The following is a 688-nucleotide window of genomic DNA, read 5'->3' as shown; positions in this document are numbered from 1 at the left end:
CCCTGCGCCTTGGCGCTCGGCGACAACATCATCTACGGCGACGGCCTGCCCGCGCAGCTCCAGGCCGCTTCACACCGTGCCGAGGCCGGTGAATCGACCATCTTCGGCTACCGCGTGGCCGACCCGGAACGCTACGGCGTGGCGGAATTCGACGCGACCGGCCGCGTGCTCTCGATCGAGGAAAAGCCGGCCCAGCCGAAATCCGACTGGGCGGTGATCGGCCTGTATTTCTACGACGCGCGCGTGACGCGGCTGGCCCGCGACCTCGCCCCCTCCGCGCGCGGCGAGCTTGAGATCACCGACCTCAACAAGGTCTATCTCGCCGACGGCACGCTGCGCGCCGAACAGCTCGGCCGCGGCTGCGCCTGGCTCGATGCCGGCACGCCGGGCTCGCTGCTGCAGGCCGCGCTGTTCGTGCAGACGGTGCAGGAACGCCAGGGCCTGCAGGTCGGCTGCCCGGAGGAGATCGCCTTCCGCATGGGCTTCATCGACGCCGCGGCGCTGACACGCCAGGCCGCAGCGCTCGGCAAGACCGCCTATGGCGTCTATCTGCGCGACCTGGCGGCGGGGGCGTTCGCATGAAGGCCGTGCCTCTCGCCATTCCGGAGGTGATGCTGATCGAACCCGTGCGCCATGGCGATGCGCGCGGCTTCTTCTCCGAAGTGTGGTCGGCCCGCGCGCTGGCCGC

1 protein-coding gene is annotated in these 688 nt (G+C 70.6%); it reads left to right on the top strand.

All coding sequences use genetic code 11. The annotated features are described in order from the left end of the window. Positions 1 to 582 (top strand): sugar nucleotidyltransferase (locus IEY36_RS30425; RefSeq protein ID WP_268238236.1); only part of this gene is annotated, 582 nt, incomplete at its 5' end. Positions 583 to 688 lie beyond the last annotated feature (106 nt).

Origin of the sequence: Neoroseomonas lacus (assembly GCF_014644535.1) — a bacterium.
GTDB lineage: Bacteria > Pseudomonadota > Alphaproteobacteria > Acetobacterales > Acetobacteraceae > Neoroseomonas > Neoroseomonas lacus.
The sequence above is the reverse complement of the archived record's forward strand: the minus strand, read 5'-3'. Positions and strand labels throughout refer to the sequence as shown.